This window comes from Inquilinus limosus, assembly GCF_002195995.1.
GTDB lineage: Bacteria > Pseudomonadota > Alphaproteobacteria > DSM-16000 > Inquilinaceae > Inquilinus > Inquilinus limosus_C.
This window is the reverse complement of sequence record NZ_NHON01000126.1, coordinates 1-14,528: the sequence shown is the minus strand read 5'-3', so window position 1 is coordinate 14,528 and position 14,528 is coordinate 1. Positions and strand designations below refer to the sequence as shown.

Genomic DNA, 14,528 nt, shown 5'->3' with positions numbered 1-14,528 from the left:
AATCTCAACCTGCCGCTGGCCCTCGGCACCGGGGACGAGGGCTGGCTGGCCGCGGTCGACCGGGCGGTCGCCGCCGTCGAGCGGGCCGGGGTCGACGCGGTGGTGGTCAGCCTCGGCTTCGACGCCTCGAAGGACGAGCCGCTGGCGGCGCTGCAGGTGACCGAGGATGGCTTCGCTCGCGCCGGCGCGGCGATCCGGGGGCTGGGCAAGCCGGCCGCGATCATCCAGGAGGGCGGCTATGCGGTCGACGTGCTGGGCCGGCTGCTGGCGCGCTTCTTCGACGGTTTCTCCGGCTGATGGCGGCAGGGCATCTCTCGCCGCCGGACGCCGAGGCGCTGGTCCGTGCCCATTACGGCATCGAAGGGCGCGCCGAGGCCCTGAGCAGCGAGCGCGACCAGAACTTCCGGATCGAGAGCGCGGCCGGGCGGCGCGTGCTGCTGAAGGTCTCCGACCCGGCCGAGGAGCGGCAGGTCACCCACCTGCAGACCGCGATCCTGCAGCATCTGGAGCGGGTGGATCCGGCTCTGCCGGTGCCGCGGATCCTGCCGGCGCGGGACGGCGCGGCGGAGATCGAGCAGGAGCGCGACGGCACCCGGCGGGTGGCGCGGCTGCTGTCTTTCCTGGAGGGCGTGCCGCTGGCGTCGGTCACAGCGCGCTCGCCGCTGCTGCGCCGGCGGATCGGCGAGGTGGCCGGCCGCATCGCCGCGGCGCTGAGCGATTTCCGCCACCCGGCCGAGGCGCATGAGCTGATCTGGGACATGGCCGGCGCGGCCCGGCTGCGCGACCTGCTGGGCGACATCGAGGATCCGGACCGGCGGGCGCTCGCCACGGCGTATCTCGACCGGTTCGACGGGGTGGTGTCGCCGGCCCTGGCCGGGTTGCGCCGGCAGATGGTCCATGCCGACGCCAACCCCAGCAACATCCTGGTCGACCCCGCCGACGCCGACACGGTCACCGGCCTGATCGATTTCGGCGACGCGGTGCGCACCGTGCTGGCCACCGATGTCGCGGTCGCCGCCGCCTATCACCTGGCGGATGACGACGACCCGCTGGGCCCGGCCGGGGATCTGATCGCCGGCTACCACGCGGCGATGCCGCTGCGGCCGGAGGAGATCGGCCTGCTCGGCGACCTGATGGCGACCCGGCTGATGATGATCGTGATCGTCGGCGCCTGGCGCGTCCGCCGCCATCCGGAGAACCGGGCCTATATCCTGCGCAACAACCAGACCGCCTGGGCGCGACTGCATCGCCTCGCCGGCCTCGACCGGCAGCAAGCCGCCGACCGCCTGCACCGGATCTGCGGAGGGGACAGCCATGGCTGACGACCGTACCGCCGCCTTGCGCGCCCGCCGCGACCGGCTGCTGGGGCCGGCCTACCGCCTGTTCTATGACGAGCCGCTGCATGTCGTGCGCGGCGAGGGCGTCTGGCTGCACGGCGCGGACGGCGAACGCTATCTCGACGCCTACAACAACGTCGCCTCGGTCGGGCATTGCCACCCGCATGTGGTCGGCGCCCTGGCGCGGCAGGCGGCGGTGCTGAACACCCACACCCGCTATCTGTCGGAGGGCGTGCTCGACTATGCCGAGCGGCTGCTGGCGACCTTCCCGCCGGAGATCGGCCATGTGATGTTCACCTGCACCGGCAGCGAGGCGAACGACCTGGCCCTACGGGTGGCGCGCGCCGTCACCGGCGGCACCGGCGTGATCGTCACCGACTGGGCCTATCACGGCGTGACCGTGGCCCTGGCGGAGATGTCGCCCTCGCTGGGCAGCGCGGTGCGGATCGGCGACCATGTCCGCCTGGTCGCGCCGCCGGATGCGTATCGCGGCGACGGCGATGCCGGCGCGGCCTTCGCCGCCCGGGTGACCGCGGCGATCGAGGACATGCGGCGGGCGGGCATCGTGCCGGCGGCGCTGCTGGTCGACACCATCTTCTCCAGCGACGGCGTTTTCACCGATCCGGCCGGATTCCTGGCCCCGGCCGCGGCGACGATGCGGGCGGCGGGCGGGCTGGTGATCGCCGACGAGGTGCAGCCCGGCTTCGGCCGCACCGGCGGGATGTGGGGCTTCGCCCGGCACGGCTTCGTCCCCGACATGGTCACCATGGGCAAGCCGATGGGCGACGGCCACCCGATCGCCGGGATGGCGGCGCGGCCGGAGGTGCTGGCCGAGTTCGGCCGCCGCACCCGCTACTTCAACACTTTCGGCGGCAACCCGGTCTCGGCCGCGGTCGGCATGGCCGTGCTGGACGTGATCGAAAGCGAAGGCCTGGTCGCCAATGCCCGCGACACCGGTGCCTTCCTGGCCGAGGCGCTGCGGGCGCTGGCCAACCGCCATCCAGCCATCGGCGATGTTCGCGGCGCCGGGCTGTTCGTCGGGGTCGAGCTGGTGCGCGACCGCGCGACGCGCGAGCCGGACGGCGCGCTGGCGGCGCGCGTGGTCAACGGTCTGCGCCGCCGGAAGGTGCTGGTCAGCAGCTGCGGCTGCAACGGCAACGTGCTGAAGCTGCGCCCGCCCCTGGTCTTCGGCCGCGAGCACGCCGAGATCCTGGTCGACGCCCTGGACCGCACGTTGGCTGATCCGGACGGGGTGTAGCCGGCAAAGGCAGTCGAATAGAGCGGACGCTCTCTCGCTCAAGAGATCTATCCAGGGTTCAAACGCCGTCATTGCGAGCGCAGCGAAGCAATCCAGGGGCCGATGCGCACCGGCCCCTGGATTGCTTCGTCAGCTTCGCCTCCTCGCAATGACGGTGAGGGAAGGACCCTGCTGATTTTCGGGACGGCCCGCTCTCACGTCGTGCCGCGCTCCACCAGCTCCGGCTCGATCACGATCGAATGCTGCAGGCTGCGGCCCTCGATCCGGTCGATCAGCATGCGCATGGCGGCGTCGCCGAGATCCTGCTTGGCGACATGGATGGTCGATAGCGGCGGGTTCACCAGCCGGGCGGCCAGGATGTCGTCGCAGCCCAGCAGCGCGATGTCGCCCGGCACCGCCAGCCCGGCGTCGCGGAGCACCGACAGGGCGCCGATCGCGATCAGGTCGTTGTAGCAGATCACCGCATCGACCGTCGTCCCGCTGCCAGCCAGGCGGCGCGCGGCGTCGACGCCGCCCTCCAGGTCCGGCGTCGTCGCCTCCTCCGCCACCAGCTCCAGCCCGTGCTCGGCCAGGGCGTCGAGGATGCCGGCGCGGCGCATCCGGCCGCTGTAGGAGGTCGGCGGGCCGCCGATATAGGCGATGCGCCGGCGGCCGCGGGCGATCAGCCGCCGCGTCGCCTCGGCCAGGCCGGTGCGGAAGTCGATCTCGATCGTGCCCGCCACGCGGCGCGGCATCGGCCGGTTGATCAGCACCGCCGCCCGGTGCGGCTCGATCGCCTGCTGCAGCCGCTTGTCCTCCAGCCGGGCGCTGCAGACGATGACGCCGTCGACCCGGCGGTCCAGCAGCGTCGCCAGCACCTCGGCCTCGCGCTCCGGATCCTCGACCACGTTGCAGGTCAGGAGGGTGAAGCCGCGGGCCCGGGCCGCCAGCTCGGCGCCCTTGATCACCTCGGGGAAGAACGGGTTGCCGATGTCCGGCACCACGATGCCGATGGTGTAGGAGCGGTCGCCCTTCAGCCCCTTGGCGAAGGTGTTCGGCCGGTAGGCCAGGCTGGCGGCCGCGGCCAGCACCCGGGCCCGTGTCTCCTCGCTGGCGCCGCCGCGGCCGTTCATCACCCGCGACGCCGTCATGGTCGACACGCCGGCCGCCGCCGCCACATCCGCGAGGGTGGCGCCGCGGGGCAGAGGCTTCAGGCCGTGAGATGTGTTATCGCTAACTGTCACTCTCGCTTGTCTCTGGCGAGGATGGGCATTCAAACCATTCAATACGTAGAATTTCCTTGGATCGCAAGCGCCATTGACGAACGTTAACGTTAACGATATTGAGTCGAATATAAGGTCGAAGACCAACTCAGAGGGAGGACTCAGGATGGGCGCCGGAACGCGCGCGCTGTGGGGCGCGGCCTTGATCCCGATGCTGCTGTTCGCCGGGGCGGTGATGGCCGCCGACTATCACGAGGCGCCGGCCCTGGCCGCCGAGGTGTCGGCCGGCAAGCTGCCGCCGGTGGCGCAGCGGCTGCCCGAGCACCCGCTGGTGGTCAAGCCGCTGGAGAAGGTCGGCAAGTACGGCGGCACCTGGCGGCAGGGGGTGGTCGGCGGCGGCGACAGCCTGATGGACCGCACCATCGGCTACACCCGACTGGTGCGCTGGAACCCGGAATGGACCGACGTGGTGCCGGACGCCGCCGAGTCCGTCGACGTCAACGACGACGCCACCGTCTTCACCTTCCACCTGCGCAAGGGGATGAAGTGGTCGGACGGCGCGCCCTTCACCGCCGACGACATCATGTTCTGGTACCAGGACGTGCTGATGAACCAGGAGCTGACGCCGTCGGTGCCGCGCTGGCTGCGGGCCGGCGGCAAGCCGGTGACGGCGGAGAAGGTCGACGCCGAGACCGTCCGCTTCACCTTCGCCGCGCCGAACGGCCTGTTCCTGCCGGCGATGGCGACGCAGCTCGGCTCCGAGATCCTGGCCGCGTCGCCGAGCCACTACCTCAAGCAGTTCCACAAGAAGTACAACCCGGACGGCATCGACACGCTGGTCAAGGCGGCCGGCGTGCCGAACTGGACGACGCTGTTCCAGAACCGGACCGTCTACCAGAACGGCAGCCGCTGGCGCGATGTCGGCCGGCCGGTGCTCGACCCCTGGGTGCTGACCGTCGGCTACAGCGGCACCAGCCAGGTGGTGGCCGAGCGCAACCCGTACTTCTTCAAGGTCGATCCGGAGGGCAACCAGCTGCCCTATATCGACCGTGTCACCTACGACGTGGTCGGCGACACCCAGGGGCTGGTGCTGAAGGCCATCAACGGCGACCTCGACATGCAGGCCTATGGCCTCGATGGCATCGAGAACCAGGCGGTGCTGGCGCAGCACCGGGAGCAGGGCGGCTACCGCCTGTTCCGGGCCCGGCCGGCCTATTCCAACTCGATGCTGATCTGCCTGAACGAGACGGTGAAGGACCCGAACCTGCAGAAGGTGTTCCAGAACCGCGATTTCCGCATCGCCCTGTCCTACGCCATCAACCGCGACGAGCTGAACGAGCTGATTTATGCCGGGCTGTCACGGCCCTACCAGGCGGCGCCGCGGCCGGACACGGCGCTGTATGACGAGGCCATGGCCACCCAGTACACCGAATACGACCCGGCCAAGGCCAACCAGCTGCTCGACGCCGCCGGCTTCGACAAGAAGGACGGCGACGGCTTCCGCCTCGGCCCCGACGGCAAGCGCATCTCCTTCGCCATCGATGCCCTGGCCTCGCGCAAATACCATGTGGATGCGCTGGAGCTGATCCGCAAGTACTGGCGCGATGTCGGCATCGACATGCAGGTCAAGGCGATCGAATCCTCCTTCGCCTTCGCCCGGCAGCTGGCCAACGACCAGCAGGGCCTGGTCTGGCTGGGCGGCGGCGGCTACGACTTCCTCGGGCTGCTCGACCCGAAATGGTACTTCCCCTACGAGAACCAGTCGGCCTTCGCCTCGGCCTGGGGCATCTGGTACCAGAGCCCGAAGGACCCGAACGGGATCGAGCCGACCGGCCCGGCGCGGGAGCAGCAGGAGCTGTATGAGCAGCTGAAGGCGCAGCCGACCACGGCCCGCCAGATCGACGTGATGAAGAAGCTGCTGGCCATCACCCGCGACCAGTTCTGGGTGATCGGCACGGTGATGGCGCCGGACAATGTCGGCGTGGTGAAGACCAACATGAAGAACGTGCCGGAGCAGCTGCCGGACACCGTCTTCTACATGACGCCGGGGCCGTCGAACCCGGAAACCTACTTCTACGAGTGAGAGGCTCGTAGCGATGCATCCCATGCCGTCATGGCGAGGCGCGAAGCGCCGTGGCCATCCAGGGGCCGGTGCGAGCTGCCCTGGATGGCCACGCCCCTGCGGGGCTCGCCATGACGGTGGTTGCGAACATCAGGTGCTGTAATGCTTCGCTTCCTGCTGCGCCGCCTGATCTACATGGCCGTGACGCTGGCCGCGGTCTCGGTGGTCGTGTTCATCGTCATCCAGCTGCCGCCGGGCGACTTCCTGACCAGCTACGTCGCCCGCTATTCCGAGCAGGGCGGGTCGGTCGACACGGCGATGCTGGAATCGATGCGGGCCCAGTACGGCCTCGGCCAGCCCTGGTACGTGCAGTATTGGCGCTGGATCTCGAACATCGTCTTCGCGGGCGATTTCGGCCAGTCCTTCGACTGGAACCGGCCGGTGTCGTCGCTGCTGTGGGACCGCATGGGCATGACCCTGCTCTTGTCCTTCATCACCCTGGTCGTGACCTGGGCGGTGTCGCTGCCGATCGGCATCTACAGCGCGGTGCGGCGCTACTCCTCGCTCGACTACGTCGTCACCTTCCTCAGCTTCCTCGGCCTCGCCATCCCCAGCTTCCTCCTGGCCCTGGTGCTGATGTTCGTGCTGTCGCGCAGCTTCGGCGCCGATGTCGGCGGGTTCTTCTCGGCCGAATACATCAACGCGCCGTGGAGCTGGGGCAAGGTCGCCGACCTGGCGGCGCATCTGTACCTGCCGGTCTTCGTCCTGGCCGTGCACGGCACCGCCTCGCTGGTCCGGATCATGCGCGCCAATCTGCTGGACGAGCTGAACAAGCCCTATGTCACCACCGCCCGCGCCGCCGGGCTGCCGGAGCGGATTGTGCTGCTGCGCTATCCGGTGCGGGTGGCGCTGAACCCCTTCGTCTCCACCATCGGCTGGATCCTGCCGGAGCTGGTGTCGGGCACCGTCATCGTCGGCGTCGTGCTCAGCCTGCCGACGGCGGGGCCGCTGCTGCTCGGCGCGCTCTTGAGCCAGGACATGTACCTGGCCGGGTCCTTCATCCTGCTGCTCAGCGCGCTGACCATCCTCGGCAGCTTCATCTCCGACCTGCTGCTGGCCTGGCTCGACCCGCGCGTGCGGCACGGCTGAGGGAGGGCTCATGACCGTCGCTGACCCCACCGCGATCCCGGCCCCGCGCCGCGCCACCACGGCGGAGAAGGGGCAATGGGCGCTGATCTACCGCCGCTTCCGCCGCCACCGCCTGGCATGGTGGAGCGGGCTGGTGGTGATCGCGATCTACCTCGTCGCCGCCTTCGCCGAATTCGTCGCACCGTACGGGCCGGAGACCTACAACTCGCGCTACACCTACGCGCCGCCGCAGATGCTGAAGTTCTTCGGCCACGACGCGCAGGGCAACTTCGCCCTGGCCTATGTCAACGGCATCAAGAGCACGGTCGACCCGCTGACGGTGCAGCGTGTCTATGTCAGCGACCCCAAGGCGGTGATCCCGGTCGGGCTGTTCGTCAAGGGCGAGCCTTACCACCTGCTGGGTCTGATCCCGTGGGACCGGCATTTGATCGGCCCGGTCGACCCGAAGGCGCCGTTCTATCTGTGGGGCGCCGACCGGCTGGGCCGCGACGTGCTGTCCTTGACCATCCACGGCGCCCGCGTGTCGATGTCGATCGGCTTGGTCGGGGTCGCGATCAGCCTGTTCCTCGGCATCCTGTTCGGCGGCATCTCCGGCTATTACGGCGGCTGGGTCGACGAGGTGGTGCAGCGGAGCATCGACTTCCTGAAGTCGATCCCGACCATCCCGCTGTGGATGGGCTTCGCCGCCGCGATCCCGACCAACATCGACCCGCTGATGGTCTATTTCTGGATCACCGTGATCCTGTCGCTCCTGGGCTGGACCGAGCTGGCGCGCGTCGTCCGCGGCCGCTTCCTGTCGCTCAGGACCGAGGATTTCGTGCTGGCCGCGCGGCTGGACGGCTGCTCGCGCCAGCGGGTGATCTGGCGGCACATGGTGCCGTCCTTCACCAGCCACATCATCGCCTCGGTGACGCTGGCGATCCCGTCGATGATCCTGGCCGAGACCGCGCTCAGCTTCCTCGGCATCGGGCTGAAGCCGCCGGTGATCAGCTGGGGCGTGCTGCTGAAGGACGCGCAGAACCTGCTGGCCGTCACCACCGCGCCCTGGCTGTTCATCCCGGGCATCGCCGTCGTCGTCGCCGTGCTGGCGCTGAACTTCCTGGGGGATGGGATCCGCGATGCCGCCGACCCCTACAACTGACCCGCGCCGCGCCGCCACGGTCGCCGATGAGCCGCTGCTGCGGGTCGAGGACCTGCGGGTGCAGATCGGCACCGATGACGGGCTGATCAGCCCGGTCGACGGCGTCAGCTTCGAGATGGAGGCGGGCAGGACCCTGTGCATCGTCGGCGAATCCGGCTCGGGCAAGAGCATGACCGGCCGGGCGCTGATGAACCTGATGCCGGAGCGGATGAGGATCGCCGGCGGCCGCATCGCCTTCCGCACCGCGGCCGGCCCGGTGGTCGACATCGCCACGTTGCCGCCGCGCGGCCCGGCGATCCGCGCCATCCGCGGGGCGGAGATCGGGCTGGTGTCGCAGGAGCCGATGGCGGCGCTGTCGCCGGTGCATACGATCGGCCAGCAGCTCAGCGCCGTGATCCGCCAGCATATGGGCCTCAGCCGCAAGGCGGCGCGCGAGCGGGCGCTGGAATGCCTGGCCGATGTCGGCATCCCGAAGCCGGCCGAGCGGCTGGACAGCTATCCCTTCGAGTTCTCCGGCGGCATGCGCCAGCGCGTCTGCATCGCCCTGGCCCTGTCCTGCGGCCCGCGCCTGATCATCGCCGACGAGCCGACGACGGCGCTGGACGTCACCACCCAGGCCAACATCCTCGATCTGTTCAAGAAGCTGCAGGCCGAGCATGGCCTGTCGATCCTGTTCATCACCCATGATCTCGGCGTGGTCGCCGACGTCGCCGACCAGGTGGCGGTGATGTATCTCGGCCGGGTGGTCGAGCGCGGGCCGGTCGAGGACATCTTCTACCAGCCGCAGCACCCCTATACCCGGGCGCTGCTGCGGTCGGTGCCGACGCTGTCGCGGCAGCGCGTGCACCGGTTGGCGGCGATCCGCGGCCTGGTGCCGTCGGCCTTCGCCCGCCCGACCGGCTGCCCGTTCCACCCGCGCTGCGACCAGGCGGTGGCCGGGCTGTGCGACCGGCACGACCCGCCGGAGACGGCGCTGGGCCCCGGCCGCGGCGCGCGCTGCGTGCTGCTGGAGCAGCCGGCCGCCCTGGAAGCGAGGAGCGTCCAGCATGCCTGAGCTCGCGCCCGAGAACCTGGTCGAGCTGCGCGACCTGAAGATGGAGTTCGCGCCGCGCCAGCGCCTCTTCAGGTCCGGCTTGGCCAACCCGGTCCGCGCGGTCGACGGCGTGTCCTTCGACATCCGCCGCGGCGAGACGCTGGGGCTGGTCGGCGAATCCGGCTGCGGCAAGTCCACCGTCACCCGCTGCATCCTCGGCGCCCACAAGCCGACCGGCGGCACCATCGCCTATCGCAATCCGCAGGGCCGGGTGGTCGACCTTGCGGCGCTGACCGAGGCGCAGCGGCGGCCCTACTGCACCGATCTGCGCTTCGTGTTCCAGGACCCGCAGGCCTCGCTGGACCCGCGCATGACCGTGGTCGACCTGGTCGGCGAGGTGCTGCGCGTCAACGGCCTGGCCACCGGCCGCGAGATCCCCGGCATCGTCGCCGGGCTGATGGAGCGGGTCGGCCTGCGCCCCGAATACGCCCATCGCTACCCGCACGCCTTCTCCGGCGGCGAGCGCCAGCGCATCGGCATCGCCCGGGCGCTGGCCACAAGGCCGCGGCTGGTGATCCTGGACGAGGCGGTGTCGGCGCTCGACGTCAGCGTCCGGGCCCAGACCCTGAACCTGCTGAAGGACCTGCAGGAGGAGTTCGGCCTGACCTATCTGTTCGTCAGCCACGACCTCAGCGTCATCCAGTACATCTGCGACCGCGTGGTGGTGATGTATGTCGGCCAGATCGTCGAGAGCGCGCCGATCGACGCGCTCTACGCCCGGCCGCGCCACCCCTACACCGAGGCGCTCTTGTCGGCCCTGCCGGTGCCGGACCCGCGGCGCCAGCGGCAGCGCCGGCGCATCCAGCTGAAGGGCGAGGTGGCGGACCCCGCCAACCGTCCCTCCGGCTGCGCCTTCCATCCGCGCTGCCGCTTCGCCACCGACATCTGCCGCACCACGGCGCCGCCGCTGAAGAGCTTCGGCGGCCAGGTCGCCGCCTGCCACCACGCCGAGGAGCTCGACCTCCGCGGCGTCCTCTCCGACCCGAACCCGCAGCATGCCCATGCCTGACATCATCCGCCGCCACGACAACGGCAACCGGCCGATCCTCCATCACGACGCCCGCATGGCCAGCGTGCATTTCAACCTGGTCAGGCTCGGCCCCGGCGAGGTGTTCGAGACCCGGCTGCCGGAGCATGAGGCGATCCTCGCCGTGCTGTCCGGCACCGTCGACATCACCGTCGACGGCGAGGCCTTCGCCGCGGTCGGCCGGCGCGCCGACATCTGGTCCGGCCCGGCGGATTCGGTCTACGCCCCGGTCGGCAGCGCCATCCGCATCGTGGCCCGCGACAAGCCGGCCGAGGTGGCGATCGGCGGTGGCGTGACGACCGAGCGCCACCCCGCCTTCCGCATCCCGCCGGAGGAGGTGGTGATGGTCGAGGTCGGCTCGCCGGAGACGCACAGCCGGCGCCGGATCTTCCACATCCTCGGCCAGAACGGGCAGGGGCGGGCGGGGCGCCTGCTGGTCAGCGAGCTCTACGCCGATGACGGCAGCTGGAACGGCTATCCGCCGCACAAGCACGACACCGACGTGCCGGGCCAGGACGGGCCGCGCGAGACCGCGCATGACGAGCTGTACCATTTCCGCTACGACCCGCCTTCCGGCTTCGGCGCCCAGCTGATCTATGAGGACAGCGGCGAGCCGCAGGCCTGGCTGACCCGCGACGGCGACACCTTCACGGTCGACCGCGGCTACCACCCCACCGTCACCTCGCCCGGCCACCGGGCCTACATCTTCACGGTGATGGCGGGGAAGACGGAGCGCGGCCTGGTGCAGTATTTCGATCCCGCGCACGCCGATCTGATGGACCGGATCCCCGGCATCCAGGCGATGCGGGAGAAGTTCCGATGACCCTGTTCGACCTGACCGGCAAGCGCGCCCTCGTCACCGGCTCCTCGCGCGGCCTCGGCTTCTCGGTGGCCGCCGCGCTGGGCCGGCACGGTGCCACGGTGATCCTGAACGGCCGCGACGACGGGCCTTTGAACCAGGCGGTCGTCAAGCTGCGCGACGAGGGCATCGACGCCCATCCGGCCCGCTTCGACCTGACCGATGCCGACGCCGCCACGGCCGCCATCGGCCAGGCGGTGCAGGTGGTGGGATCGGTCGACATCCTGGTCAACAACGCCGGCATCCAGCTGCGCAAGCCGTTCCTGGACTTCGCGCTCGAGGACTGGCGGATGATCCTCGACGTCCACCTGATCGGCAGCGTCGTCGCCGCCAAGGCGGTGCTGCCGGGGATGGTCGAGCGCCAGGCCGGCAAGATCATCAACATCTGCTCGCTGATGAGCGAGCTGGGCCGGCCGACCATCGCCCCCTACGCCTCGGCCAAGGGCGCGCTGCGCATGCTGACCCGCAACCTCGCGGTCGAGTTCGCGCGGCACAACATCCAGGTCAACGGCATCGGCCCCGGCTATTTCGCCACCGAGCTGAACCGCGCGCTGATGGACGACCCGGAGTTCGACAGCTTCGTCAAGCGCCGCACCCCGGCGGCGCGTTGGGGCCATCCGGACGAGCTGGGCGGCGCCGCGGTGTTCCTGGCCTCCGCCGCCTCCGACTTCGTCAACGGCCAGATCATCTATGTCGATGGCGGCCTGCTGGCCGCTGTGTAGTCGCCACAGGCAGGATCTTCTCTCGATTTTCTTTGTCGTCATTGCGAGCGCAGCGAAGCAATCCATGGTGCAGCTCGTGCGGGGCGATGGATTGCTTCGTCGGCTTCGCCTCCTCGCAATGACGATCGGGGATGACGTTCTGAGAGACCACGCGACGGAGCCAAAGGATTTGTGACCCCATCCGCTCCCGAGAGCGGAGACCAAGGAGACGCTCGTGACCGCCACCCCGATCCGGGTCGACCTCGCCGGCCCCGCCCGCCCGTGGAAGCGCTTCTGGCGCAGCACCGGCTTCTCGCCGGCGGAACTGCTGCTGGAGCCGGAGATGCAGCAGGCGCTGGCCCATCTCGGCGCCGTGCCGAACCGCGGCATCGAGTATCTGCGGGTCCACTACATGCTCGACCTGGTGAAGGCGGACCGGCTCGGCGCCTATGACTGGACGCTGCTGGACCAGGCGCTGGACGCGATCGTCAGCCACCGGCTGAAGCCCTTCTTCGAGCTGATGGGCAACCCCGGCAAGCTCTACACCGACCTGAACGTGGACTCACAGGTCCGGCACTGGCGCGACCTGGTCGAGGCCCTGGCCCGGCGCTGCGTCGAGCGCTATGGCGCGGAGGAGGTGCGGAGCTGGTATTTCGAGACCTGGAACGAGCCGGACATCTGGTGGAAGCTGGGCGGCGAGACCGGCTTCGCCAACTACTACGACGCCTGCTCGGAAGGGCTGAAGGCGGTCGACCCGGCGCTGCGGCTGGGCGGGCCGGGCGTGGCGCGGCGGGTGCCGCCGATCTTCCGCAGCTTCCTGGCCCATTGCGACACCGGCACCAACTTCTTCACCGGCGAGACCGGGGTGCGGCTCGACTTCATCTCGGTGCATGAGAAGGGGGCGGTGAAGCATCCGGAGGACCTGACGCCGGACACGGCCGGGATCTGCCGGCACGAGATGGAGGCCGTCGGCTACATCCGCGAGCACCATCCGCGCTTCGCCGGCCTGCCCTTCATCAACAACGAATGCGACCCGCAGATCGGCTGGGAGCACTACCACTCCTGGCATGCCATGCCGTATTTCGCCGGGCTGATCGCCAAGGTGATCGACCAGCACCAGCGTCTGCTGGTCGAGGCCGAGGGCGTGGACTACGACATCCTCAGCAACGACAACGGCTTCCTTGGCCGCTGGGGCCAGCGCACCCATCTGGCCTTCTTCGGCGCCCGTCCGTTCGACGCGGCGCAGCGCGACTGGGTCACCGACCTGGCGGCCCTGGCCGACCGGCGCGCCAACCCGGAGCCCTTCGACTTCGTCAAGAAGCCGGGGCTGACGGTGATGGAGCTGCTGGCCCTGCTCGGCGACAGCCGGGTCGACGCGCCGGGCGATCTCGACCCCGACCGCACCGGGCTCGGCGCCATGGCCACGCCGACCGCCGGCGGCGCCGCCATCCTGCTCTACAACAGCGTCGACCGGATCTGGCGGTCCGGCGTCAGCCCGGTGGCGCTGGAGGTGGCGGGCCTGGACCCCGGCCGCTACACGCTCGGCCTGTTCGAGATCGCGCAGGACAAGGGCGACCCGTTCTCGGTGTGGGAGGACCAGGCGCGAACGCTGCCGCATGCCGAGCAGCTGGCGGCGCTGAGCACGCCGAACCCGGCGCAGCTGGCGGCGATGCGCCGGGCGCAGGAGCCGGCGCTGACCGTGCGGACGGTCGAGATCGGCGCCGACGGCCGGCTGCCGCTGGACCTCGATCTGCTGCTGCCCTCGGTGGCGCTGGTGGTGCTGGAGCGGGAGGGCACGGCGCAGGCCGACGCCCCGGCGTCCGCCCCGGCGACGAACATCCGGGTGCGGCGCGACCGCGGCTTGAACGGCCCGAACCAGCTGCTGTTCTGGGATCCGCCGGCCGGGGAGGGTGTGCGCCTGTTCGACGTGTTGTGGAGCACGGCCGAGGCGGGTCCGTTCGCGCCGGTGAATCCCGTCCGGCTGCTGTCCAGCGCGTATCTCCACGCCGCCGATGGCGGCTTCTACCGCATCCGCGCCACCGACCTGGCGGGCCGGGAGCTCTCGGTGTCGGAGACGGTCGCGGCTGCTTGAGCGGATACCACATCGATCAAGGATGGTGCGCGTTGCCTCTCCCGCTTGCGGGAGAGGTCGGAGACGCGAAGCGGCTCCGGGTGAGGGCTTTGCGGCGGCGGTATCAGGATCATCGCTTCAGGACAGGACGGATCGTGCGCCTGCTGACGGCGAGGTCTGTGCACTTGGCGAGACCGCTGACCCTCACCCGGACATCCTTCGAATGTCCGACCTCTCCCGCAAGCGGGAGAGGCAATCTGTTCGTGAACCCGCCGTTCGCTGCCGCCACCCGATGTGTCGATGCCGCGGCGCAAGGGAGGGGGAGGATAGCTGGGCAGGTCCGCTCAAGCGCGACATCGCCTCGTTGCCCTCAGCTGCTGTCGGGCGAGGCCTCGGCGGCGGCGTCATCGGCGTCGTCCTCTTCGAGATAGCTCTCGGGGTCGTTCTCGATGTCGAAGCCGAGGGAGCGGCAGAGGCGGATCACGGCGGTGCCGAAGCTCTCGGTGTCGAGCAGCGCCTCGACATCGGGCTCCTTCAGCCGGACCGCCAGCCCGGCCTTGATGTCGGCGGCGACGCCGGGTTCGGCGAGGTCGTCGACGGCCTGCTCGACCATGGCGGCGACCGCGGC

Annotated in this window: 12 protein-coding genes and 1 pseudogene; 11 read left to right on the top strand and 2 right to left on the bottom strand. The window is 70.1% G+C overall.

Annotated elements, in window-relative coordinates:
- The 3 genes and pseudogenes from BWR60_RS32975 to BWR60_RS32965 form a co-directional block, all read left to right on the top strand.
- Positions 1-297 (top strand): annotated as a pseudogene (locus BWR60_RS32975) (histone deacetylase family protein); the annotation flags it as partial.
- Positions 297-1,322 carry a phosphotransferase gene (locus BWR60_RS32970; protein WP_088157045.1) on the top strand — a complete coding sequence of 342 codons (1,026 nt, stop codon included), beginning with the start codon at positions 297-299 and terminating at the stop codon, positions 1,320-1,322. The pseudogene BWR60_RS32975 and the gene BWR60_RS32970, both read left to right, overlap by 1 nt.
- Positions 1,315-2,595 (top strand): aspartate aminotransferase family protein, encoded by a 1,281-nt coding sequence (locus tag BWR60_RS32965; protein ID WP_088157043.1) that lies wholly within the window; start codon positions 1,315-1,317, stop codon positions 2,593-2,595. Before BWR60_RS32970 ends, BWR60_RS32965 begins: the two co-directional genes overlap by 8 nt.
- Positions 2,596-2,789: 194 nt before the next feature.
- Here BWR60_RS32965 and BWR60_RS32960 read toward each other — a convergent pair whose 3' ends face one another.
- Complete coding sequence (locus tag BWR60_RS32960) at positions 2,790-3,818, bottom strand: LacI family DNA-binding transcriptional regulator (protein WP_218823792.1); 1,029 nt, start codon at positions 3,816-3,818, stop codon at positions 2,790-2,792.
- Between the two features lie 145 nt (positions 3,819-3,963).
- Between BWR60_RS32960 and BWR60_RS32955 the strand changes: the two genes are divergently transcribed.
- The 8 genes from BWR60_RS32955 to BWR60_RS32915 all read left to right on the top strand — a co-directional run bounded on the left by BWR60_RS32955 (position 3,964) and on the right by BWR60_RS32915 (position 13,921).
- Positions 3,964-5,880, top strand: coding sequence for an ABC transporter substrate-binding protein (locus BWR60_RS32955; protein ID WP_088157041.1), 1,917 nt, complete (start codon positions 3,964-3,966; stop codon positions 5,878-5,880).
- 141 nt (positions 5,881-6,021) lie between these two features.
- Positions 6,022-7,008, top strand: a complete 987-nt coding sequence (locus BWR60_RS32950) for an ABC transporter permease (RefSeq protein ID WP_088157039.1) — start codon at positions 6,022-6,024, stop codon at positions 7,006-7,008.
- Positions 7,009-7,018: 10 nt separating this feature from the next.
- Entirely contained in the window at positions 7,019-8,149 is a 1,131-nt protein-coding gene (locus BWR60_RS32945) for an ABC transporter permease (protein WP_088157037.1), read from the top strand.
- Complete coding sequence (locus tag BWR60_RS32940) at positions 8,127-9,203, top strand: ABC transporter ATP-binding protein (protein WP_088157035.1); 1,077 nt, start codon at positions 8,127-8,129, stop codon at positions 9,201-9,203. Before BWR60_RS32945 ends, BWR60_RS32940 begins: the two co-directional genes overlap by 23 nt.
- Positions 9,196-10,251 (top strand): ABC transporter ATP-binding protein, encoded by a 1,056-nt coding sequence (locus BWR60_RS32935; RefSeq protein ID WP_088157033.1) that lies wholly within the window; start codon positions 9,196-9,198, stop codon positions 10,249-10,251. The genes BWR60_RS32940 and BWR60_RS32935 overlap by 8 nt, the downstream gene beginning before the upstream one ends.
- Entirely contained in the window at positions 10,244-11,092 is an 849-nt protein-coding gene (locus BWR60_RS32930; protein WP_088157031.1) for a 5-deoxy-glucuronate isomerase, read from the top strand. The genes BWR60_RS32935 and BWR60_RS32930 overlap by 8 nt, the downstream gene beginning before the upstream one ends.
- Complete coding sequence (locus BWR60_RS32925) at positions 11,089-11,850, top strand: SDR family oxidoreductase (protein ID WP_088157029.1); 762 nt, start codon at positions 11,089-11,091, stop codon at positions 11,848-11,850. The genes BWR60_RS32930 and BWR60_RS32925 overlap by 4 nt, the downstream gene beginning before the upstream one ends.
- Positions 11,851-12,064: 214 nt before the next feature.
- On the top strand, positions 12,065-13,921 hold the full coding sequence (locus BWR60_RS32915; RefSeq protein ID WP_088157025.1) for a GH39 family glycosyl hydrolase: 1,857 nt from the start codon (positions 12,065-12,067) through the stop codon (positions 13,919-13,921).
- A 349-nt stretch (positions 13,922-14,270) separates the two neighbouring features.
- Here the strand turns inward: BWR60_RS32915 and BWR60_RS37415 are convergent.
- Positions 14,271-14,528, bottom strand: a 258-nt coding sequence (locus tag BWR60_RS37415) for a hypothetical protein (protein WP_179222052.1), incomplete at its 5' end; no start/stop codon positions are given.

Bases quoted from the DNA above. Each gene is read 5' to 3' on its own strand.
- BWR60_RS32970 (WP_088157045.1), top strand. From the start codon at position 297: ATGGCGGCAGGGCATCTCTCGCCGCCGGACGCCGAGGCGCTGGTCCGT.
- BWR60_RS32965 (WP_088157043.1), top strand. From the start codon at position 1,315: ATGGCTGACGACCGTACCGCCGCCTTGCGCGCCCGCCGCGACCGGCTG.
- BWR60_RS32955 (WP_088157041.1), top strand. From the start codon at position 3,964: ATGGGCGCCGGAACGCGCGCGCTGTGGGGCGCGGCCTTGATCCCGATG.
- BWR60_RS32950 (WP_088157039.1), top strand. From the start codon at position 6,022: ATGCTTCGCTTCCTGCTGCGCCGCCTGATCTACATGGCCGTGACGCTG.
- BWR60_RS32945 (WP_088157037.1), top strand. From the start codon at position 7,019: ATGACCGTCGCTGACCCCACCGCGATCCCGGCCCCGCGCCGCGCCACC.
- BWR60_RS32940 (WP_088157035.1), top strand. From the start codon at position 8,127: ATGCCGCCGACCCCTACAACTGACCCGCGCCGCGCCGCCACGGTCGCC.
- BWR60_RS32935 (WP_088157033.1), top strand. From the start codon at position 9,196: ATGCCTGAGCTCGCGCCCGAGAACCTGGTCGAGCTGCGCGACCTGAAG.
- BWR60_RS32930 (WP_088157031.1), top strand. From the start codon at position 10,244: ATGCCTGACATCATCCGCCGCCACGACAACGGCAACCGGCCGATCCTC.
- BWR60_RS32925 (WP_088157029.1), top strand. From the start codon at position 11,089: ATGACCCTGTTCGACCTGACCGGCAAGCGCGCCCTCGTCACCGGCTCC.